Below are 20,463 nucleotides of genomic sequence, written 5' to 3'. Positions count from 1 at the left end.
GGAATAACTTTGCAAAAAATTTCTGTTGAAAGACCTGCTTCTTATTACTCCGCCTTTTACCCAGCTTAACACTCCTTATCCTGCAACAGCTTATATTAAAGGATTTTTAAATACCAAAAATATTTCCGCGTATCAGGTAGATTTGGGGATCGATGTTATTCTGGAATTATTTTCAAAAGACGGAATCCAGAAGGTTTTCAATAAAGAGATTGATCTTCAGAACACCTCTGAAAATTCCCAGAGAATTTATGCTTTAAGAGAAGAATATTTAAAAACGATAGATCAGGTTATTCCTTTTTTACAGGGAAAAACACCAACATTGGCAAGACAGATCTGCAGCATGAACTTTCTTCCCGAAGCCTCCCGTTTCAACCAGCTGGACGATATGGAATTTGCTTTTGGAAATATGGGGCTCCAGGATAAAGCCAAGCATCTGGCGACACTTTATTTAGAAGATATTTCCGATTATATTGTTGAAAATATTGATGCCGATTTTGGTTTCAGCAGATATGCCGAACGTCTCGGAAAAAGTGCCAACTCTTTCGATGAACTGTATTCCAAATTATCAGGTGAACCTACATTTATTGATGAATTTACCTTAAAAATTCTTCAGGAAAAAATCGAAACTGTTCAGCCAAAACTGGTTTGTTTTTCAATACCGTTTCCTGGTAATCTGTATGCCGGTTTCAAATGTGCCCAATGGATCAAAAAGCAATATCCTCATATTAAAATTGCAATGGGAGGAGGCTTTCCCAATACGGAATTAAGAGAAGTTAAAGATCAGAGGGTTTTTGAGTTTTTCGACTTTATTACCTTAGATGATGGTGAACTTCCCCTGGAACTTCTTCATCATAATTTAGAAATTACTGCTGAAGAAGGTGAGTTTAAAAGAACTTTCCTTATCGAAAACAAAGAGGTTGCTTACAAAAACAATTCTAAAAGACATGATTACAAGCAGTCTGAAATAGGGACTCCTGATTATACAGATTTGAAACTGGATCAGTATGTTTCCGTTATCGAAATTGCCAATCCTATGCACAGCTTATGGAGTGACGGCAGATGGAACAAACTGACCATGGCCCATGGGTGCTATTGGGGAAAATGTACATTCTGTGATATTTCCTTAGACTATATCAAAATTTATGAACCGATTTCTGCTAAAATCCTTGTAGACCGGATTGAAGAACTGATCCATACAACAGGTGAAACAGGATTCCATTTTGTGGATGAAGCCGCACCACCTGCCTTAATGAGAGAAGTAGCGCTGGAAATTCTCCGAAGAAATCTGGTGGTTACCTGGTGGACCAATATCCGTTTTGAAAAAAGCTTTACCCGTGATCTATGTTATCTCCTGAAACTTTCAGGATGTGTAGCTGTTTCCGGCGGACTTGAAGTGGCCAGTGACCGACTGTTGAAACTGATTGATAAAGGAGTTTCTGTGGAACAGGTTGCCAATGTAACAAGAAATTTTACTGAAGCGGGAATTATGGTTCATGCCTACCTGATGTATGGCTACCCTACCCAAACCATTCAGGAAACGGTGGATTCATTAGAAATGGTACGACAAATGTTTGAAATGGGAATTCTTCAGAGTGGCTTCTGGCATCAGTTTGCCATGACAGCCCATTCCCCGGTTGGGATGAGCCCTGAAGATTTTGGAGTAGTTCCGGTAAAGCAGGAAATTCTGTTTGCCAATAATGATATTGATTTTAAAGATACAACCGGAATCGATCATAACAAGTTCAGCTTTGGATTAAAGAAATCTCTGTTCAATTATATGCACGGAGTTAATTTTGAACTGTCACTTCAGGAATGGTTTGATTTTAAAATTCCACGAACAACCATACATCCGGACTATATTCACGACTGTCTTTTGGAAGATGGGCAGTTTCAGTTGAAGACCAATTCCAAAGTTGTCTTTTTAACCAAAAACGTAATCGCTGAGAATCGCATAAAAAATAAAAAGAAATATTCCGGTACATATACGCTGCTTACATTCCATTTAAAAACCAATATTGTAAAGGTTGAGCTGGAACAGGAGAAAGCAGAATGGCTGATGAAAGTGCTGGAAGAAAACGCAATTGAAAATTCTAAAAAACCTACCATTCAACAACTTAAAAATAATTTTGAAGAAAATTTTGAGGATTTTGAGTTATTTTGGTTCTCGAAACCAATGCAGCAATTGAAGGAAAACGGAGTGATTTTAAGTTTATAAAAATTTTCGTTTTTTTCTCAGGGATTTTTGTGATTTTTTCTGAACGAATAACACCTGCTTCTATTGAATTATAATCTCCCACAGATTTCACGGATTACGCTGATTTTGATTTGAGAGAATAAAGTATTTTCTATTTTGGAAGAGTTCATTTAATATAAATCCAAATTTCTAACCACTATAAATAAACGGCAAATATTCCGCTCCTCCGGCGGGGTGGCGAAAATTCAAAGAATTTTTGACGGGGTGGTTTAAAAGTACAATTATATAGGTTTTGGCTGAAGCCGGGATGAATTTAATCCATAATAAAAAAACAGGCTAAAGCCCGTTCCTATTGATAAAATCTGTATTACATAAATTAATTAGGCGTTTCTTTTGATACAGCTCCCACAGATACTTTCTCCTGAACTTTAATAAAATTAGGATCCATGATCGCCATCCTTTCCGCCAGTGCTTTGTAGGTCGGGAACTTCAGAATAGAAGCCCTGCCAGACATTTCTCTGTAGATGGTAAAGGATTTTCCTCCTGCAGTTTTCAGTTGTTTTGTGGTCGTAATATATCTTCCGATCAGTTTACTTTTAGCATCATAGATCTCAATATCTATTGGAGTTTTATCCATAATGGTTTCTTCTGAACCAAAGCTTACAGGCAAATTGGTAAAATAGCCTACCGGAACTCCATTACTGAGGATCTCTCCTACTTTATTGACCTCAATATTCATTTTATCTATTTTCTTTCTGATCGCATAAGCATCTTTTGTTTTAGCATCCAGCTTCCTTTTGGGTACATTAGAAAAAAGCTCATCAAGATTTTTAACATTGATCCCTTTGTTATCAATGATTCTAAGATCCTTCACCGAAGTGAAAACCGCTGATTTCTCTTCGCCGGAAAAGGCAGAAGGTGACGAATAATCTATTTCAATGGTTTTATCTCTATTATATACTCTATTGATGCTGATATAGCTGTCACGAACAGAATCAACAATGCTCTTATCAATGAACTTTATAGTATACATCGGTGTTTCTTTCAGATCCATAAAAGTATATTCACTGGATTTGCTGGATATTTTAGCTACCGGAATCCCATCAAGATTAATAATCCCTCTCTTGGTTTTGATATTCTGAGCGTGGAGGAAAACACCCAGAACAGTAAAGAATATGATTATGCCTTTCTTCATACCATCAGACTTATACATAAATAAAAAAAGTGTAACACAAAGTTACACTTTCTTGAAAATATATTTAGCTTTTCATTTAATTATTCACAAAGGATAATTCCTTTATTATGATTAAATTCTACAACACCGCTTTTGATATTATAAGCAAAAACAGAGTCTTTTCCAGCTTCTTTAGTGAAATTTTTAGCAAAAGCCTCATCAATAGAATTAGCAAAAAGCTTTACATCACCTCCGATTAAAGAAGAAACAATTCCTGCGTGGTTTTTCATGATGTGGAATTCACCATTTTTTCCAGGCAACAACACTGAGTCTACTTCTCCTTCAAAAACTACGTATTCTGGTGTTAAAATTTTTATATTCATAGAAACAAATTTGAAATTTGATGTTTGAAATTTGAAATTACTCCTCGAATCTCAAATTTCAAATCTCAAATTGTTAATAATTTATGCGTTTTCAGCCAACATTTTTTGTCCTGCTTCGATAGCTTCTTCGATGGTTCCTTTCAGGTTGAAAGCCGCTTCCGGTAAGTGATCTAATTCACCATCCATAATCATGTTGAATCCTTTGATCGTATCTTTGATGTCTACCAATGATCCTGGGATACCTGTAAACTGCTCTGCTACGTGGAAAGGCTGAGATAAGAATCTCTGAACTTTTCTTGCACGGTATACAACCGCTTTATCTTCTTCAGAAAGTTCTTCCATACCAAGAATCGCGATGATATCCTGAAGTGCTTTATATCTTTGAAGAATTTCTTTTACTCTTTGAGCACAGTTATAGTGATCGTGACCAATAACTTCAGGAGCAAGGATTCTTGAAGTAGAAGCTAGTGGATCTACCGCTGGATAAATACCTAATGAAGCAATCTTTCTGTCAAGTACTGTAGTGGCATCCAAGTGAGCAAACGTAGTTGCTGGAGCCGGGTCAGTTAAGTCATCCGCAGGTACATATACCGCCTGTACTGAAGTAATTGAACCGTTTTTAGTGGAAGTAATTCTTTCCTGCATCGCACCCATTTCAGAAGCAAGTGTCGGTTGGTAACCTACCGCTGAAGGCATACGACCAAGAAGTGCAGATACCTCAGAACCAGCCTGTGTAAAACGGAAGATGTTATCTACGAAGAAAAGTACATCTCTACCTTGTCCGCTTTCTCCACCATCTCTGTAATACTCAGCCAATGTAAGACCAGAAAGTGCTACTCTCGCTCTTGCACCTGGCGGCTCGTTCATCTGTCCGAAAACGAATGCTGCTTTTGAATCTTTCATCGCTTCTAAATCTACTTTAGAAAGATCCCAACCTCCGTTTTCCATAGAATGCATGAAATCATCACCATACTTGATAATACCTGATTCCAACATCTCTCTCAAAAGGTCATTTCCTTCTCTCGTTCTTTCACCTACTCCGGCGAATACAGAAAGACCTCCGTGCCCTTTTGCAATATTGTTAATCAACTCCTGAATCAATACTGTTTTACCTACACCGGCACCACCGAACAAACCAATTTTACCTCCTTTTGCGTAAGGCTCAACTAAGTCGATTACTTTAATACCTGTAAATAAAACTTCTGCTGAAGTTGATAATTGATCAAATTTTGGAGCTGGTCTGTGAATAGGAAGACCACCATCCTTAGAAATATCTTGAAGTCCATCGATAGCATCACCAACAACGTTGAATAGTCTTCCGTTTACTGCCTCACCGATTGGCATAGTAATAGGATTTCCGTATCCGATTACATCCTGTCCTCTCTTAAGACCGTCAGTAGCGTCCATTGCAATACATCTTACTGTATCTTCGCCAATATGTTGTTCTACCTCTAAAACTACTTTTTCACCGTTTTCTTTTGTAATTTCTAACGCGTCATAGATTGCTGGAACAGCTTCCACATCTGTGAAGACAACGTCGATTACCGGACCAATAATTTGAGAAATTTTACCTTTAATTTGGTTTGCCATTGCTAAATTTTTTCTTGGTGCAAATATAGTGATTCTTCATAAACCCACAATTGGTAAAAAAAAGATTTTTATCATGCTTTTTATAAATGTGTCCTGGTATAATTTACCATTCTGACCATGATATTTATCTGCAAAAAATATTGACACTTTGTTATATTGATAGATTGTGACATTATATCTATATTTGCAATCAAAATTTTTCCGTTTTGAAAGTTTTCAAGAATTTTACAGATTACGCCTCTCAGAAGCCTTTAGCATTGTCTTTAGGTATGTTTGACGGCGTACATCTCGGGCACAAGAGTATTATTGATGAACTTACTAAAGTAGGAACAGAAAACAATCTGGAAACTGCTATCCTTACTTTCTGGCCGCATCCAAGGTTTGTTTTTAATCCTAATGAAGATTTGAAGCTTCTGAATACGCTGGAAGAAAAAAAACGGTTGGTTGAAAAATATGGGATTGATAATTTGTTCCTGAAAGAATTTGATGAAGAATTCAGAAATCTGACCGGAGAAGAGTTTGTACGTCATATTTTAGTTGATAAACTCAATGTAAAATACCTTATTATAGGATATGACCATTCTTTCGGAAAAAATAAAAGTGGAAATTTTGAGCTTCTTCAAAAATTGTCAAAAGAACTTGATTTTGAGGTTGAGCAAATGGAAGCCATCAATATTCATGAAAATAATATCAGCTCCACGAAAGTACGTAATGCACTTTTAGCAGGAAATATTAAGGAGGCCAACGAAATGCTGGGATACTCCTACTCTGTTTCCGGAACTGTAGTTCATGGTAAGAAAATCGGAAGGACCATCGGTTATCCTACAGCCAATATTGATACGGAGTCTATCAAACTTTTACCCAAAAAAGGAGCTTATATTGTAGAAGTCCTCATAAAAGGCAACCAATATAAAGGGATGCTGAGTATTGGAACCAATCCAACGGTAAACGGGGAAAAACTGACTGTGGAAGTTTATATTCTTGATTTTGATGGTGATATTTATGATGAAAAGATTACGGTAAGTTTCAGAGATTTTCTTCATGATGAAATCAAATTTGAAGGTCTTGATAAGTTAATTGAAAGACTGGACGAGGATAAAAGAATAACACAGGAATATGATTTCAAGGAGTAATAATTTTGATTTTCTGAGGCTTGTTTTTGCAAGTCTTGTTGTTATTACCCATTCCTACGCACTTTCAGGAGCAGCCCTCGGCGATCCCCTATCCCAACTCACCAATGGACAAATGGAATTTTCTTATCTGGGGGTTCATGGTTTTTTTATTATCTCAGGTTATTTAATTTTTAAAAGCCTGCTGCGATGCAAAGGTCTTCCTGATTTTTACTGGAAAAGGCTTTTAAGACTTTTCCCTGCCTTATTGGTGGTACTTTTTCTTACCGTTTTGCTGGCACCTGCAGTTTATGAAAGTTCCGTTCCCTACTTACAGAACAAATCCGTTTACACTTACATTCCTCAAAATTTAACCCTGTTTTTCCGACAGAAAGGTATTGACGGTGTTTTTGAAAATAATCCTTACAAACATAGCATCAATGGGAGTTTATGGACGATATGCTACGAATTCAGTATGTATGTAATGGTTTCTTTACTGTTCTTTATCCGTAAAAAAGCTTTTGTAAAAACTGTTGTAATTCTGCTATTTATATCAAGTTATATCTTAAGTATTTTCTATCCCTATTTTCTTTACGGATTATTTCACAGGTTTGCATTGGGAAGTAATCATTTTTACAATCTGATGTGCTTTTTCGCTGGAGGAATGGTATTAACTTACCTGAATGTTCCCAAAAAAGCAGAACATATTCTTATTATACTTTCCTTCATTGTTATTATGGTTAGTATATACTTAAATATCTTCAAATATACCTGTTATATGACTTTGCCTGTGCTGGTTATTCTTCTTGGCAAAAGCTCTACCCGATACCTTAATAAGGTTGGGGAAGTGATTGGGGATACTTCTTACGGAATTTATATTTATTCTTTCCCGATCCAGCAGACCCTGATGTACTTTTTTAAACTGGATACAGCTCTGTTATTTATGCTTTCATTACCGTTATCAATTCTGTTGGGATATGTTTCCTGGCATCTGATCGAAAAGAAAGCATTAGGATATAAAGATTTATTTACAAAAAAGGCTATTCTCACCGAATAGCCTTTTGCTTATTGTAATACTTTTAAGTAGATTTTCTGAGTTTCATTATTCAGTTTCACATTTGGAATCTCTTTGTCATAGTCAATAACGATATCGCCTTTTTCACCAGCTTTTCCATTGCCATCAGAATCCCAGCTTATGGTCACGTAATACTTGGCAGGACCGACAGGTTTTGGATTGATCTTACTCTGAGTATCTTTGGGTATTGGCAGATCGATGGTGAAAGGTATCGATTTCTGCTCATATTCCTGTTCTGTAATTAATGTAGCAGGGGCATCAGCCAGTTTTTCATCTATTCCATATAAGCTTACTTTAAGAAGCGCACTTTTAATTGTAAACTTATCTTCTCCTGAAAACTCTATTTTAATATTTTCAGGAAGCGTATTTTCAGAAACTGAAGCTGCAGAATTAGGAGTTGCTGCCTTATTTTCCTTCTCTGTTTTTGTACAGCCTGACAGCATCAATGTCCCTGCTGCCATGAATAATAATAAGTGATTTCTCATTTGTTATTTATTGTATTACTATTAATTACATATTTCACCAACAATAGATAACAAATTCCGTACCCCAATTTTATATAATAGATACTTTATAAAGAATTTACTTCATTCTGTACTTTTTTTGTAAGGGATTTAAAAACCAGATCATAGGATTGATCAATAAGACTGAAAATCAAATCTCTTTTTAACCCATCCAGTATAACAGAATTCCAATGGGTTTTGTTCATGTGATAGGCACCTGTAATCTGAGGATACTGTTCACGAAGCTCAGCGCTCCACTCGGGATCTGTTTTTACATTGATCGCTAACGGCTGCCTCTCAAGCCCCATCAATAAAAACATTTTGGTATCTACTTTCAGCACAAGTGTTTCGTTATCAAACGGAAAACTTTCTGTAACCCCTTTTTTGGCAAGACAATAATCTAAAATTTCGTTGGCATCCATAGTGTATATGAGTAATGAGTGGTAAGCAATAAGTAATGATTAAATTAATTCTTTACTCTTTAATTCAAATTTAGTAAATTTAAGAAAGAAATAATCTCACACAATCACAATATTATGAAAGCTTTGGTAATAGGTGCTACAGGCGCCACAGGAAAAGATCTGGTGAATCAGTTACTCCATGATAAGGAATTCGATGAAGTGAACATTTTCGTCAGAAAACCTGTCGATATTCAGAACGATAAGCTTAAAGTTCATGTTGTGGATTTTGAAAAGCCTGAAGAATGGAAAGATAAGGTAAAGGGAGATGTTGCATTTTCATGCCTGGGAACTACTTTAAAGGATGCCGGAAGCAAAGAAGCCCAGAAAAAAGTAGATTTTGATTATCAGTATGAGTTTGCAAAAGCAGCCAAAGAGAATAATGTGGAAGACTATATCCTGGTATCAGCGTATGGAGCTAATCCGCAGTCTAAAATTTTTTATTCCAAAATGAAAGGTGAGCTTGAAGAAGCTGTAAAACAACTGCATTTTAACAAGATCACTATTTTTAAACCGGGAATGCTCGAAAGAAAGAATTCTGAAAGAACCGGAGAAGTCTTAGGCAGCCGTATTATAAAATTTGCTAATAAGCTTGGGCTGCTGGAAAGTCAAAAGCCTCTGCCAACGGATATTCTGGCCAAGGCAATGATCAATTCCTCAAAAATAAAAAGCAATGGCTATTCCAGTATAAAGCTGGGAAATATCTTTTGTTTTGCAGAAAAAAGCAACGGATAGTATTTTAGCTGATTGTCTGTTTTGTTGCATCGATAATTTGCCTGATCCATTTGTAATCCGGTAATTCTTTAAGTTTCAAAATTAATTCATGAGGAATATTTTCAGTTCCGATCAATGTTCCCGCAATTTGCCCGGCGATTGAAGCGTTGGTATCCGTATCTCCTCCCGAACTGATAATTTGTTTCAACATTTCTTCCAGACCCAGATCAAGAATTTTGGTTGAACAGTAAATTGCGAATGGAACTGAATTAACAACATAACCATTATTGCCAAATTTTGATATTTCTGAAATTGAAGAATTCTTTCCTGTTGAATTAATTTCAGTTAATCTGTCTTTTACGTTTGAATCAGGAATTTCCGGAATAATAATATCGAAAAGATTATTGTTTCCATTCCAATCAGAATTTAGGATTGCTTTTATAGCAAGAAAAACAGCCAAAGATCCGGAATAGGCTTCATCATTTCTGTGCGTTACCTTACATGCTTCATAAATATTTTGTCTTGTAATATCTGAGAAAAAAGCAAAAGGAGCAATTCTCATCGCTCCTCCATTTCCTGCGGCAAACTCTCCAATTCTTCCAGCCTGGCTCCAATGGATGCCTGCTTCAGTATCTAAAATTGCCTTTAGTGTTGAAGCCCCAATTCCTATTAATTTGCGGCTTCTGTAATATTCTATAAATTTATTGATAAGATTTTCAGGAGTAAAACTACCTTCAGATAAAACTTCGCAGGTCGCCAAAGTCATTTGGGTATCATCTGTAATACTCCAGATCCTTTTCTTTATCTTCTTTTTTCCCCAATAATAAATATGGGAATCATCAGTTTCTACTTCATTTTCATAGCTGCTTCCCCACGCATCTCCAATTGCTCCGCTAATGATACAAGCTTCAAACCGATCCAAAAAATCCATGCAATAGTTTATTACTTCAGATACTTTGTAATAGCCTCATCTGTAGGCTTTGTAGTACTTACAAAAGAATCGATCAGTTTTCCGTTTTCATCCACCAGGAATTTGGTAAAGTTCCAAAGGATACTTGTATTCTTTACTCCATTTAACTCTTTTTCTGTTAAATATTTAAAGATAGGCGCTGTATCATCTCCTTTTACAGAAACTTTTGCAGCCATTGGGAATGTCACCCCATAATTTTTCTGGCAGAATGCCCCAATTTCAGTATTGGTTCCAGGCTCCTGTCCCCCGAAATTATTAGCAGGGAAACCTATCACTACCAATTTATCCTTATACTGCTCATATACTTTCTCAAGATCTGCATACTGTGGAGTAAATCCACATTCTGAAGCGGTATTGACAATCAGGATTTTCTTTCCTTTGAAATCAGCAAAATTGATTTCTTTGCCGTCAAGACTTTCTACTTTAAAGTCGTATATTGTTTTTCCCATAAGTTCATTGGTTTTAGCTTTAGAAATTTCACTTTTTTGATTGGTGCAGCTTTGCAGAAATGCTATGAAAGAAAGCAGCAGTAAAAAAATCTTTTCCATATTTTATAATTTTTTGCAGCGAACTGCCGTTGAATTAAAATTTAAAAATATTAGCCGGAAATACTTTGTTGATATCAATTCTGTTTAACAGCATCACATAGTCTCCGTCTTTTTTAGCACTTGAAGATTCTATTCTGAAAGGCATGGTAAGGTTTCCAACTTTTTTAAAATCAGAATATACCAGCGTTTCATCTTTTTTCACCTCTTTGATCAGCATATAAGTTTTTGCATCAAAGTAATACATATTCTTATTGACATTCTTGGTCAGTTCTACTTTATGGCAGTAGATTTCTCCCACTTTTTCTTTTCCAAGATATTTAGCCTCAAAACCTTTATTTTCCCAATCGATAAAGTCATTATCAAAACTTTCCGGTACGTACTCAGGATATTCCTGAAGTTTATTGGCCGCATAGTTCATTGCATATCCTTTAGTTCCGTCATAACCTTCAATTGCTGTTTCTTTTCCTCCGGTAGTAATCAATGTTTTAGTAAGATTAGGACGCTGCTGAAAAATTCTTATCGGATATTCATCTTTGATTCCCAATACCACTTTTCCCTGAAGCAATACAGAATTCAATAATTTCCAATTGGTTAACCCTCCGGATAATTCAATGTTCTTGTCAATAATTTCCTTTGCGGTCTGTGCAAATGTCACATGTGAAAATATCAGTCCAAATACTAATAATAACTTCTTCATTAATTTTATTTATAAATTCAAATATAGGGGGATTTATGTAAAATTGCAAAAAGGCAAAAGAGCGAATATTATCATTTGCTTTTTGCCTTATTATTTTTTAAATCAGCTTTCTGGCTTTTTCCAGATCTTCCGGTGTATCAATACCCACTCCTATGAAATTGGTTTCTATCATTTTGATTTTCATTCCATATTCCAGATAACGGATACATTCAATCTTTTCGGATATTTCCAGAGGTTTCATCTCAAGCCTCGAAAACTGGAGCAAAGCTTCTTTCCTGAAAGCATACACTCCAATGTGTTTAAAGTAGCTTACATGATAAGAAACTTCCCTGTGAAAAGGAATTACAGAACGGCTGAAATACAGTGCAAAGCCATTGTTATCCGTAATTACTTTTACATTATTCGGATTTTCAATTTCTTCTTTTTCATGCAGCTGTATCTTTAAAGAAGCCAAAGAGATTTCCTGTTGATCATCATGTCTGAAAACGTCAATCAGCTGCTGTAATGGTTCCAGTTTAAGGAAGGGTTCATCTCCCTGAACATTGATCACGATGTCACAGTCTATATTCTCCACTGCTTCAGCAATACGGTCGCTTCCCGTCTCATGCTGCCCGGTCATTACAGCCTTTCCGCCATTGTTTACAATTTCATCAAAAATAGTTTCAGAGTCTGTTGCGACAAATACCTCATCAAAAAGTCCGGTCTCCACTACATTCTGATAGGTCGTAGTGATTACGGTTTTTTCTCCCAGAATCTGCATCAGTTTTCCCGGAAAGCGGCTTGCTTCATAACGTGCAGGAATGACAGCGATTATTTTCATCCAATAAAAATATTAAGTAATTCTTTTTAATTCAACAAGTTTCATCCCGGTATTTATAAAACCGTAATCAACCCTTTTATCCAGACCAAATGTAGTGAAAAGTATCTTATTTACTACAAAGCAGAGATTTGGAAATTTAAAAAGAAAGTTTTACCCCTACCATATTGTATTCCCACTGACGGGATGCCATAAAGTTGAGATTATATTTCGTCTTTCCTATCGTACCTTCGGTTGAAGTATATCTGCTTTTTGAAATTGTTTTTCCTATGAAATATCCCATCAATAGGGCTAGAGGATAATCTGAGGCCCAGTGTACCTTACTCTGCATCATTTGAAAACATAATGCACCTGCCAGGGTATACCCTACAGGTTTGATCCATTTTGCATCCGGGTAGTTGTCTGCTATCACAGTGATACCCGCCATAAAAGTAGTCAAATGTCCTGATGGCATTGCATCATAATTCGAAGTGTTTTTACTGAATGCTGAAAAACTCGGAAAAGGATTCCAGTCGCCACCTTTATTACCATTTATCTCTGCAATAAAAGGGCTTTCCCTTCCTGTAATTCTTTTAAGGGTCTGAGTGAAAACCCCGGAAAGAATTAAACTTTCCATCAAACCGCTGGCTGTAGCCTGTGCTCTGTAATCATTTTTAATCAGACCATAGGTACCGAAACCAATACCAATTAGCACCAAAGTAGAGCCATTTCCTATCAGATATAAGGTAGAACCTATATCTTTTGGGATTTTAAAAATACCTCCAATTTTGTGGTAGTTGTTATCTTTATCCATTCCCCATCTTCCCCCTAATTCTCTAGAATTATCAATCAGTTTCTGATCAAATGGCAAAAGAATTAAAGTGCTGGCAACTGCACCTCCCAGATAATAAGCATGATCTTTGGCTACAAAATCTTTATTCGTATTGATAAAGTTTCTGGGTAGTTTGGTGACAAAATCCAATAGCCTGGGCTTGGGATAGGTTCTTACTGAACCGTCTTTTAACGTGTAGGTCTGTACTTTGGGCAGATCAGCATCCTTTGGCAGCTCGCTTATCTTCAGACTATCCACTTCTTGAGAGCATACCAGTATTGAAACTGGTAAGAGTAGAAATCTCAGTTTTCTCATCGTGTAATTTTCGACTTTATTATATTTAAGTGTGTAAAGCGCCAAAGGTAATTCCAAGTTGACTTTCCGACAAAATATTTACTTAATTTTTAAGGATTATTTAATTTTTTTTGTAAAATAAAAGGTTTTATCAGTTTATATATTTTATCAGAAAAGTAATTCCATACTTCAACTCTCGAAATGTATCAATAAAAACAATGTACCAGTGTAGAATGCTTACCATTAGAAAATTGGTAAACTGCTACACTGGTACATTTATACATTAATTCTCCTGATTACTTTAAATTGTTCAAAGCAGTTTCCAGTTTCGGAAGCATTACTTTGATCTCATCTGTTGCCAATCCTCCTACAGACGCACGGAACCAAGGTTCTGACTTGTCTTCTCCAAAGGCTGAGAAAGGTACCAAAGCAACACCAGCTTCATTGATCAGGTAGAATACCAGATCTGAAGAGTTTTCAATGGCTCCTCCGTCAGGTTTTATTTTTCCTATATAATCAAGTTTGATGGTAAGATAAAGTGCTCCCATCGGCTCAATGCTGTCTACAGCAAGCCCTTTTGCTTTTAAATCCTGAATTCCGTTGTGAAGAACTTTTAAGCTTTTCTCAAGTTTGCCTTTAAAATCCTCAACGAAAATATCTACATTCTCTGAATTTTCATAGAATTTAGCGGTTGCTTCCTGTTCCGGTTTTGGTGCCCATGCTCCCACGTGAGTAAGAAGTGCCTTCATTTTATCAAGGATATGAGAAGGACCGAATCCCCAACCCACACGTACTCCTGTTGCTGCAAGGCATTTTGAAATACCGTCAATATAGATGGTATAGTCTTTCATTTCAGGGAAAAGAGAGACCGGATCTACGTGCTCAGCACCGAAAGTAAGGCAAGAATAGATCTGATCATACATTAAATATAACGGTTTTTCATCTGCTCCTCTTTTTTTGTTTTCAGCAATAACCAGCTCACAGATTTCTGAAAGCTGCTCTTTTGTAAACATTGTTCCCGTAGGGTTCAATGGTGAACAAAGTGCTAATAACACAGCTCCATCCAGGTGAGGTCTCAAATCATCTGCAGTAGGAAGGAAGTTGGTTTCCGGCTTTGTCTTTACTTCTACAGCGTTGGCTGAAGTAAGGTAAGCATAGTGGTTGTTGTTCCATGATGGTGTAGGATAAACCACTTTATCTCCTTCGTCTACGATCGTTTTGTATACCGCATAGATCAATGGTCTTGATCCTGCAGTGATCAGGATATCGTTAGGAGAATAATCCAGGTTCCATCTTTTTTTAAGGTCTTTGGAAACTTCTTTTCTTAAAGATAAAAGTCCGTTTGCAGGCGGGTAGTTCGTCAGATTATTCTGATATGCTTTCTGAATCTCTTCCTTCAGCAATGCCGGAATAGGATAGATATTAGAATTCAGATCACCAATAGTAAGATTGGCAATTTCCGCTCCTTTTGCTTTTAGATCATTTACTTCGTTACCAATTTTTACAATTTCAGAACCGATCAGGTTCGCTGCTAATTTTGAAACTTTCACTTTATTCTTATTTAAAATTTATATTATCGTGCTCCATTGATCTTCTCATATATCTGATCTATTGGTGTTTGAGCATCAAAAAGGGTTATTATTTCTTTTGCTTTCTTTGCAGTATTGGAATTCGGATATTTTTTGATCATCCTGTTGAATTCCGTTTTGATTTCATCGTTTAATTTTCCTGTTCCTTGGTCCGGTTCTCTTTCGTAAGTTGGCGTATTATCCATTCCTAAAAGATAATCGGACAGATAATCATTATAATCCTGTTTTACAGTCTTTATCAGCCTGCTTTCAGGATATTTATTCATAAAATTTTCCCAGAATATGAGTCTGTCTCCCAGCTGTTCCCAGCTAATGATCAAACCTGCGTCTGCTGCATAGTAGGATTCACTTTCCTTATCTGTCTGTGAAATATAGGCTTCATAATCGGGAGTTACTTTATTCTTAAATAATGAAGAATAATAACCCGGAATGGTCCATATTTCGGTCATTCCTTCGCCTACTTCCCTGAATTCAAGACCTGCTTTCTTCAGTTCTGAAGCTATTTTTTTAATATTGTCCGGAAAGTTATACTGATCCTTATCAGAATCATAATAATTCACATATTTATCCAAAACACCGGTATGCAAATTCATCAGACATTCTGTATACTTACTTCTTATTTTTAAATAATCTTCATATACTTTGTCATTCTGTTCCGGACTGTTTCCAGCCATTTCTTTTTCAATTTTTGCCCGGTACCATTGAAGTGATTTGATATAATCCTCCGTTTTGTTGCCGGATGAACAAGCTGTGTCTATCGGTTTGTACTGATCTTCTCTGGATTCCGTTCCGGCAATTGAATCATGTACCGGTTTTACTTCTGAAACTGCAGCTTCCTTTTTACAGGAAACTACAGCTGCAGAGAGTATACATATTGTTATAATCTGTTTTATCATCTGCTGTCGTCAGAAAGTTAATCCAGTTTTAAGTCTGTTTTAACAGCTCTGATTTTAGCTTCTAATGATTTTAATTTGTCTCTGAAATCTGCTTCTGAAGTAATGGAATCCTTGACAGAAACATAAAATTTGATTTTGGGTTCTGTTCCTGAAGGTCTTACACATACTTTGGTTCCATCCTGTGTATAATAGATCAGTACATTGGATGCCGGAATATCATTCATTACTTTTTTCTCGTTGGTAGAAATAGTAAGGCTTGTCTGTTCTTTAAAGTCTTTTACTTCTTCCACCAATGATCCTGCCAGTTCTTTTGGAGGATTCTCACGGAAATTCTTCATCATATTCTGAATCTCTTCCGCTCCTTCTTTTCCTTTTCTTACGATATTGATCAATCCTTCATAATACATTCCAAGATCTTCATAGATTTCGATCATGTACTGATACATCGTTTTTCCGTTGGCTTTGCACCATGCAGCAATTTCACATGCTAGAAGGATACTTCCGCAGGAGTCTTTATCACGAACAAAGTCTCCGGTCATGAATCCGAAACTTTCCTCTCCACCACATACAAATTTCTGTGTTCCCTCTGCTTCGCGGATCATTTTCCCGATCCATTTGAATCCGGTAAGACCTACTTTGCATTCCACTCCGAATTTCTGAGCGATATCAAAGAAGATATCTGAAGTTACAATCGTAGAGCCAATGAATTCTTTTCCGGTAATTTTCCCCAGCTTTCTCCACTCATTCAGAATATAGTAAGTAAGGATGGTGTTTGTTTGGTTACCATTCAATAACTGCATTTCACCATCAAGGTTTCTTACAGCAATCCCTAATCTGTCACCATCCGGGTCTGTTCCGATTACAATATCAGCATTGGTAATTCTTGCCAGATCCAGTGCCATTTCCAGTGCTGCAGGTTCTTCCGGGTTTGGAGAATCTACTGTCGGGAAATTTCCGCTTGGAATCATCTGTTCTTTAACAAGATCCACTTTTTTGAATCCTGCTTTTTCCAGAGCCTTAGGAACAGTGGTATAGGTTGTTCCGTGGATAGACGTGAACACAACATTTAAATTTTCTTTTCCAACGTTCTGATAGGTAGAGTTTTCAATGCATGCATCGATATAAATATCGTCCTGCTCCTCTCCGATCCATTCGATCAGATCATCATTTCCGTTGAATTTAATTTCTTCGAATTTTACAGAATATACTTCATTGATAATTGCTTCGTCATGAGGTGGAACAATCTGTGCTCCATCGTTCCAATATACTTTGTAACCGTTGTATTCCGGAGGATTATGCGAGGCTGTCAACACAATTCCCCCATTACATTTTTTATCACGGACCGTGAAAGACAATTCCGGAGTAGGTCTGTGATCTTTGAAAAGCAATACTTTGATTCCGTTGGCTGTCAAAACATCGGCCACCAGTTTTCCAAATTCTTTGGAGTTATTACGAACGTCATAAGCGATGGCCACTTTAATTTCCTCTCCCTTAAACTGCTGCAACATATAGTTTGCCAATCCCTGGGTAGCCTGACCTAATGTATATTTATTCAAGCGGTTGGTTCCTACTCCCATTATCCCACGCATTCCTCCTGTTCCAAATTCCAGTTCCCTGTAGAAAGAATCTTCCAGATCAGGGGAATTGCTGTCAATCAGTAATTGTACCGCGTCTCTCGTTTCCTTATCGAAGGTATCACTTAACCAAAGTTTCGCTTTTTCCAGTGTATTCATATTTATGTCTAATTTTTGTTAAGCTGGAAGAGGGAAGCTGGAAGTTATATTCTGCCAGGCTTCAAAATTCCTGCTTTGTTTTTTATTTTTTTTATTTTTCAAGCTTGAAAGAACATGTTTAATATAGAAAATAAGAAGTATGAAAAAACCAGCTTCCAGCTTTTCTCTTCCAGCCCGGTTACTCTAATTTTTTGTTTTCGACTTTCGTCGTCTTATCAATTTTAAATGCCCTGATCGGATCGTTATAATAGACAAATTTTGCAGTGTTCTGAATATGTCCTTTTAAAGAATCTTTTACATTTACTTCTGCATAATTTCCATTTTTTGAATCAATATTCAGATTGGTAATCTTCCAGTAAGGAGCGATTAAACTCGCTGTATCTGAAATTTTTATAACCGCTTCTTTTGTTAATCCTAAAAAGTTAGCACGGCTTCTGTTCTGCATTTCCACTTCTGCTCTTCTGGTATTTACAGATCCCATGAAGCTGGCATTATTTTTCATGGTAAGCCTGAAATTATCGGTTTTAATTTCACTTGAAATATTCATTTCCACAGAGTCTGAAACGGCTACTTTTTCCAGGTTATATTTTGAATAGATTGTTACATTATAAAAATCAACTCCTTTTGTGCCTCTTTTTTCTTTGATGAAAAGTGTTTTGTCTTTTACATCTACATCCAGATTACCTGCCACATTAGGATAAGTTTCGATCTCCACAAAATTTTTAGGCCCTCTGGCATAAAATACACGGAATTTTCCTTCAAGATCAAGATTGACGAATTCCGATACATCCACATCTTTCTTTTCAATATTTCCTTTTGGAGAAACTTTTCCACAGGAAACTACTGCCACCAGCATTAATGTGTATACAATTTTTTTCATATTTAATTTTAAATATTCTACATTACAATCGCAACGATTTTTACTGAAAATCTCTGAAAGGTTTTTATGCCTATTACCAGACCTTCAATAATTACTCCGAACAAAAATAGGATTAAAATTTCTAAAAATCTTTGTCTTTTGACAATAAAATACCTGATAATTTTCAATTCTATACTTCTTTGGAAAAGATCATTGTTCCTCCTCCTTTTTCTTTACTTTTTTATAAAACCAGGTTTTAGGACTTCCCGCCATTGAAAATAAGAGCAGAGCATCTTTACTTATATGGGAAATTTTCATTGGAGTTACTTTTTCATCATCATTATATTTCATTTTCAACAGGTTCTTTTTTATCTTGTAAGTACCGCTATTCCCCATAGAACTGAAAGTACCGTTCCGATAAAAAGTCAGAATTCCTGTTCCATATATGGAATTGTCTGTTTGGGGTTTCAATGTATCTTTCCGATTGATCTCTCCATCATAAATGTCAATAAATTCCCAGGAACCGGAAAGTTTATGGGTTGAGCATGAAGCCGTAAAAAACAGAAGGGAATAAAAAATAATGGGTTTAAGTCTTAACATTTAGGTTAAAAGGTTTGTATAAAAATACAAAAAGCACTCTGCAAAACAGAGTGCTTTTATATGTCATATTAAATCATAATAGTTAATTACCTATAAGCTTATCCTGTTAGCCATTTTCAACAGAAGCCGTATAAATTATAAAAAACAGAAGCACTGCAACTATAATCACTCCGATAATCAAAGTCTTCCATATCGCTTTTTTAGGATATTTTTCTTCGTCCGGAAAATACTTCGGCATAAAATAATAGGAAAGCAAACTTCCCCCTCCAAGGCCGCATATATAAGCAAGCGAACTTTTAGGTTCTTCAGGAATATTGACAATAACTCCTGTGACAATGGTTAATAGAACAGATATTGCCAGCACTGTATAAGCTTCTTTCTTTTTGTTCACCTCTATTAAATTCTGGTATAACAACACTCCTCCGAAAAGAGTGGAAAGAAAAATAGAAAATCCTAAAATGGCTTTTTTAGAATAAATTTTTGGCAGCTTTTCTTCCATTATATCACTTCATCAATATTATAATTTTTGTGCTCACGGTTGGTTCTGATAATCATTTCTCCTAAGAATCCTGCGATAAAAAGCAGTGTTCCCATGATCATCATTGTTAAGGCAATATAGAACCATGGATTATTGGTAATTAAATGTCCATAGATTCCTCTGGCAACATCAATCAGTTTAGAAATCCCTAGCCAAAGGGCTGAAAGGAAACCGACAATAAACATTAAAGTTCCTACTGCTCCAAAGAAATGCATTGGCCTTCCCCCGAAACGACTTACAAACCAAAGGGTTATCAAATCCAGAAATCCTCTGATAAATCTTTCTGTTCCGAATTTCGAAGTTCCGTAAGGTCTTGCCTGGTGCTGTACCTCTTTTTCAGTAATTCTTCTGAAACCTGCATTGGCAGCCAGTACCGGAATATAGCGGTGCATATCTCCATATACATCAACAGATTTTACAACCTGTCTTTTATAGGCTTTCAAACCGCAGTTGAAGTCGTGCAGATAAACTCCTGACACTTTTCTTGCTGCAGCATTGAATAGTTTTGACGGAATATTTTTCGTCATGACATTGTCAAAACGCTTCTTTTTCCAGCCGGAAACGATATCATAATTATCATTGATCACCATATTGTACAGCTCCGGAATTTCTTCAGGGAAATCCTGTAAATCAGCATCCATGGTAATTACCACATCTCCGTTTGTTCTTTCAAAGGCAGCATGAAGTGCCTGGGATTTTCCATAATTTCTGGAAAATTTAATCGCGTGGATCTGAGGATACTGTACTTTCATATTCTCAATAATACTCCACGACAAATCCGTACTTCCATCGTCTACAAACCAGATCTCATAAGATAAATTGCTGGTTGTGCATACTCTATCAATTCTTGAAAAAAGCTCTTCCAGAGAGTCTTCTTCGTTCAGTAACGGAATAACTATAGATAAATTCAT

21 protein-coding genes are annotated in these 20,463 nt (G+C 36.3%); 4 read left to right on the top strand and 17 right to left on the bottom strand.

The window, feature by feature from the left end:
• Positions 1–25 precede the first annotated feature (25 nt).
• Positions 26–2,215 carry a radical SAM protein gene (locus tag CRS_RS04935; RefSeq protein ID WP_142722964.1) on the top strand — a complete coding sequence of 730 codons (2,190 nt, stop codon included), beginning with the start codon at positions 26–28 and terminating at the stop codon, positions 2,213–2,215.
• Between the two features lie 355 nt (positions 2,216–2,570).
• Here the strand turns inward: CRS_RS04935 and CRS_RS04930 are convergent, their stop codons facing one another.
• The 3 genes from CRS_RS04930 to atpD form a co-directional block, all read right to left on the bottom strand.
• Complete coding sequence (locus CRS_RS04930; RefSeq protein ID WP_142722963.1) at positions 2,571–3,389, bottom strand: hypothetical protein; 819 nt, start codon at positions 3,387–3,389, stop codon at positions 2,571–2,573.
• 80 nt (positions 3,390–3,469) lie between these two features.
• Positions 3,470–3,751, bottom strand: coding sequence for a F0F1 ATP synthase subunit epsilon (locus CRS_RS04925; RefSeq protein ID WP_142722962.1), 282 nt, complete (start codon positions 3,749–3,751; stop codon positions 3,470–3,472).
• Positions 3,752–3,832: 81 nt separating this feature from the next.
• Positions 3,833–5,341, bottom strand: a complete 1,509-nt coding sequence (gene atpD, locus CRS_RS04920) for a F0F1 ATP synthase subunit beta (RefSeq protein WP_065397992.1) — start codon at positions 5,339–5,341, stop codon at positions 3,833–3,835.
• A 206-nt stretch (positions 5,342–5,547) separates the two neighbouring features.
• Here atpD and CRS_RS04915 point away from each other — a divergent pair, with 206 nt between their 5' ends.
• Both CRS_RS04915 and CRS_RS04910 read left to right on the top strand, forming a co-directional pair.
• Entirely contained in the window at positions 5,548–6,474 is a 927-nt protein-coding gene (locus tag CRS_RS04915) for a bifunctional riboflavin kinase/FAD synthetase (RefSeq protein ID WP_142722961.1), read from the top strand.
• The gene (locus tag CRS_RS04910; RefSeq protein WP_142722960.1) at positions 6,458–7,507 is read left to right on the top strand and encodes an acyltransferase; all 1,050 of its coding nucleotides are present in this window, start codon (positions 6,458–6,460) and stop codon (positions 7,505–7,507) included. Before CRS_RS04915 ends, CRS_RS04910 begins: the two co-directional genes overlap by 17 nt.
• 8 nt (positions 7,508–7,515) lie before the next feature.
• Here CRS_RS04910 and CRS_RS04905 read toward each other — a convergent pair whose 3' ends face one another.
• A complete protein-coding gene (locus tag CRS_RS04905) occupies positions 7,516–8,010 on the bottom strand; it encodes a hypothetical protein (RefSeq protein WP_228451177.1) in 495 nt (164 codons plus the stop codon).
• 86 nt (positions 8,011–8,096) lie between these two features.
• On the bottom strand, positions 8,097–8,450 hold the full coding sequence (locus tag CRS_RS04900; protein ID WP_142722959.1) for an MmcQ/YjbR family DNA-binding protein: 354 nt from the start codon (positions 8,448–8,450) through the stop codon (positions 8,097–8,099).
• Between the two features lie 114 nt (positions 8,451–8,564).
• Here CRS_RS04900 and CRS_RS04895 point away from each other — a divergent pair, with 114 nt between their 5' ends.
• Positions 8,565–9,221: an NAD(P)H-binding protein gene (locus CRS_RS04895; RefSeq protein ID WP_142722958.1), complete on the top strand. Its 657-nt coding sequence runs from the start codon at positions 8,565–8,567 to the stop codon at positions 9,219–9,221.
• A 4-nt stretch (positions 9,222–9,225) separates the two neighbouring features.
• Here CRS_RS04895 and CRS_RS04890 read toward each other — a convergent pair whose 3' ends face one another.
• The 12 genes from CRS_RS04890 to CRS_RS04835 form a co-directional block, all read right to left on the bottom strand.
• A complete protein-coding gene (locus CRS_RS04890; protein ID WP_142722957.1) occupies positions 9,226–10,131 on the bottom strand; it encodes an ADP-ribosylglycohydrolase family protein in 906 nt (301 codons plus the stop codon).
• An 11-nt stretch (positions 10,132–10,142) separates the two neighbouring features.
• On the bottom strand, positions 10,143–10,718 hold the full coding sequence (locus tag CRS_RS04885; RefSeq protein ID WP_142722956.1) for a glutathione peroxidase: 576 nt from the start codon (positions 10,716–10,718) through the stop codon (positions 10,143–10,145).
• Positions 10,719–10,752: 34 nt separating this feature from the next.
• Positions 10,753–11,415 (bottom strand): outer membrane lipoprotein-sorting protein, encoded by a 663-nt coding sequence (locus CRS_RS04880; RefSeq protein ID WP_142722955.1) that lies wholly within the window; start codon positions 11,413–11,415, stop codon positions 10,753–10,755.
• A 97-nt stretch (positions 11,416–11,512) separates the two neighbouring features.
• A complete protein-coding gene (kdsB, locus tag CRS_RS04875) occupies positions 11,513–12,235 on the bottom strand; it encodes a 3-deoxy-manno-octulosonate cytidylyltransferase (protein WP_142722954.1) in 723 nt (240 codons plus the stop codon).
• Positions 12,236–12,371: 136 nt separating this feature from the next.
• On the bottom strand, positions 12,372–13,358 hold the full coding sequence (locus CRS_RS04870) for a phosphatase PAP2 family protein (protein ID WP_142722953.1): 987 nt from the start codon (positions 13,356–13,358) through the stop codon (positions 12,372–12,374).
• Positions 13,359–13,633: 275 nt separating this feature from the next.
• Positions 13,634–14,887 (bottom strand): pyridoxal phosphate-dependent aminotransferase, encoded by a 1,254-nt coding sequence (locus tag CRS_RS04865; RefSeq protein WP_142722952.1) that lies wholly within the window; start codon positions 14,885–14,887, stop codon positions 13,634–13,636.
• A 23-nt stretch (positions 14,888–14,910) separates the two neighbouring features.
• Positions 14,911–15,822, bottom strand: a complete 912-nt coding sequence (locus CRS_RS04860) for a hypothetical protein (RefSeq protein WP_142722951.1) — start codon at positions 15,820–15,822, stop codon at positions 14,911–14,913.
• Positions 15,823–15,839: 17 nt separating this feature from the next.
• On the bottom strand, positions 15,840–17,555 hold the full coding sequence (locus tag CRS_RS04855; RefSeq protein ID WP_142722950.1) for a phospho-sugar mutase: 1,716 nt from the start codon (positions 17,553–17,555) through the stop codon (positions 15,840–15,842).
• A 178-nt stretch (positions 17,556–17,733) separates the two neighbouring features.
• On the bottom strand, positions 17,734–18,435 hold the full coding sequence (locus CRS_RS04850) for a GIN domain-containing protein (protein WP_142722949.1): 702 nt from the start codon (positions 18,433–18,435) through the stop codon (positions 17,734–17,736).
• Positions 18,436–18,624: 189 nt separating this feature from the next.
• Positions 18,625–19,014: a lipocalin family protein gene (locus tag CRS_RS04845; RefSeq protein ID WP_142722948.1), complete on the bottom strand. Its 390-nt coding sequence runs from the start codon at positions 19,012–19,014 to the stop codon at positions 18,625–18,627.
• Between the two features lie 106 nt (positions 19,015–19,120).
• Entirely contained in the window at positions 19,121–19,513 is a 393-nt protein-coding gene (locus CRS_RS04840) for a hypothetical protein (protein WP_142722947.1), read from the bottom strand.
• Positions 19,513–20,463 carry a glycosyltransferase family 2 protein gene (locus CRS_RS04835; RefSeq protein WP_142722946.1) on the bottom strand — a complete coding sequence of 317 codons (951 nt, stop codon included), beginning with the start codon at positions 20,461–20,463 and terminating at the stop codon, positions 19,513–19,515. Before CRS_RS04835 ends, CRS_RS04840 begins: the two co-directional genes overlap by 1 nt.

Source organism: Chryseobacterium sp. ON_d1 (assembly GCF_006829085.1).
Classification (GTDB): domain Bacteria; phylum Bacteroidota; class Bacteroidia; order Flavobacteriales; family Weeksellaceae; genus Chryseobacterium.
Note: the sequence above shows the minus strand (reverse complement) of the source record. Positions and strands in the feature narration are given on the sequence as shown.

Excerpts from the sequence above, each read along its gene's own strand:
- CRS_RS04930 (WP_142722963.1), bottom strand. The coding sequence starts at position 3,389 with ATGAAGAAAGGCATAATCATATTCTTTACTGTTCTGGGTGTTTTCCTC.
- CRS_RS04925 (WP_142722962.1), bottom strand. The coding sequence starts at position 3,751 with ATGAATATAAAAATTTTAACACCAGAATACGTAGTTTTTGAAGGAGAA.
- atpD (WP_065397992.1), bottom strand. The coding sequence starts at position 5,341 with ATGGCAAACCAAATTAAAGGTAAAATTTCTCAAATTATTGGTCCGGTA.
- CRS_RS04910 (WP_142722960.1), top strand. The coding sequence starts at position 6,458 with ATGATTTCAAGGAGTAATAATTTTGATTTTCTGAGGCTTGTTTTTGCA.
- CRS_RS04905 (WP_228451177.1), bottom strand. The coding sequence starts at position 8,010 with ATGAGAAATCACTTATTATTATTCATGGCAGCAGGGACATTGATGCTG.
- CRS_RS04900 (WP_142722959.1), bottom strand. The coding sequence starts at position 8,450 with ATGGATGCCAACGAAATTTTAGATTATTGTCTTGCCAAAAAAGGGGTT.
- CRS_RS04895 (WP_142722958.1), top strand. The coding sequence starts at position 8,565 with ATGAAAGCTTTGGTAATAGGTGCTACAGGCGCCACAGGAAAAGATCTG.
- CRS_RS04890 (WP_142722957.1), bottom strand. The coding sequence starts at position 10,131 with ATGGATTTTTTGGATCGGTTTGAAGCTTGTATCATTAGCGGAGCAATT.
- CRS_RS04885 (WP_142722956.1), bottom strand. The coding sequence starts at position 10,718 with ATGGAAAAGATTTTTTTACTGCTGCTTTCTTTCATAGCATTTCTGCAA.
- CRS_RS04880 (WP_142722955.1), bottom strand. The coding sequence starts at position 11,415 with ATGAAGAAGTTATTATTAGTATTTGGACTGATATTTTCACATGTGACA.
- kdsB (WP_142722954.1), bottom strand. The coding sequence starts at position 12,235 with ATGAAAATAATCGCTGTCATTCCTGCACGTTATGAAGCAAGCCGCTTT.
- CRS_RS04870 (WP_142722953.1), bottom strand. The coding sequence starts at position 13,358 with ATGAGAAAACTGAGATTTCTACTCTTACCAGTTTCAATACTGGTATGC.
- CRS_RS04860 (WP_142722951.1), bottom strand. The coding sequence starts at position 15,822 with ATGATAAAACAGATTATAACAATATGTATACTCTCTGCAGCTGTAGTT.
- CRS_RS04855 (WP_142722950.1), bottom strand. The coding sequence starts at position 17,555 with ATGAATACACTGGAAAAAGCGAAACTTTGGTTAAGTGATACCTTCGAT.
- CRS_RS04850 (WP_142722949.1), bottom strand. The coding sequence starts at position 18,435 with ATGAAAAAAATTGTATACACATTAATGCTGGTGGCAGTAGTTTCCTGT.
- CRS_RS04845 (WP_142722948.1), bottom strand. The coding sequence starts at position 19,014 with ATGTTAAGACTTAAACCCATTATTTTTTATTCCCTTCTGTTTTTTACG.
- CRS_RS04840 (WP_142722947.1), bottom strand. The coding sequence starts at position 19,513 with ATGGAAGAAAAGCTGCCAAAAATTTATTCTAAAAAAGCCATTTTAGGA.
- CRS_RS04835 (WP_142722946.1), bottom strand. The coding sequence starts at position 20,463 with ATGAATTTATCTATAGTTATTCCGTTACTGAACGAAGAAGACTCTCTG.